The organism is Streptomyces xingningensis, assembly GCF_054957865.1.
Window position 1 is genome coordinate 1 of sequence record NZ_JBDJPF010000174.1, and the last position, 850, is coordinate 850.

The 850-nt window shown below is 71.4% G+C and carries 1 protein-coding gene; it reads left to right on the top strand.

The annotated features are described in order from the left end of the window. Positions 1-21 precede the first annotated feature (21 nt). Positions 22-850: IS256 family transposase (locus ABCR83_RS32710; RefSeq protein ID WP_462698900.1), on the top strand; the 829-nt coding region annotated here is incomplete at its 3' end.

An 850-nucleotide genomic window follows, 5' to 3' on the forward strand; every position in this document is an offset into this window, starting at 1 on the left:
GCACGAAGGAGACCCACGCTCGTGTCCCGACGAGTATCCCCCACCGAGGCCATCCACGCTGAGATCGACGCCTTGTTCACCGGTGACCGTGACCTGGCCGAGGTCCTGGAGGACGTCGCCCGGCTCGGCGCCCGCCTGATCATCCAGACCGCGATGGAAGCCGAGGCCGACGCGTTCCCCGGCCGTGCCCGCTACGAACGCGCCACCGCGTCCGTGGACGAGGACGGGCAGACCACCGCCCGCCCGGGGCACCGCAACGGCCACTGCCCCACCACGATCAAGACCACCGCGGGCCCGGTCACGGTGACCCGCCCCAAGCTGCGCGGCACCACGGAGAAGTTCACCTCCCGCCTGTTCGGCACCCATGCCACCCGCACCAACGCCCTCGAAACGCTGGTCATCGCGTCCTTCATCAGGGGGATGTCGGTCCGCGACGTCGAAAACGCCCTCGCCGACGCGCTCGGCCCCGAGGCCGCGCTGTCGAAGTCGACGGTGTCGGTGATCTGCACCCGGATCCGCGACGAGTTCGATGCCCGGCGCCACCGCGACCTGTCCGGCGTCGCCCTCGACCACCTGTTCCTGGACGCCTCGCACGTCAAGATGCACGACGGGCACGCCGCCGAGCCCGTGCCGGCCGCCCGGGGCATCACGACCGACGGCAAGCCCGTCTTCGCCGGCCTGGACAACGCCAGCAGCGAGTCCACCGACGCCTGGCACCACTTCCTCACCGACCCGGCCGACCACGGGCCCGCCCCGCCGCCGCTGGTGATCTCCGACGGGGCGAAAGGCCTGATCAGCGCGGCCGAGCAGGTCTTCCCCAAAGCCCTGCGCCAGAGGTGCACCGTTCACA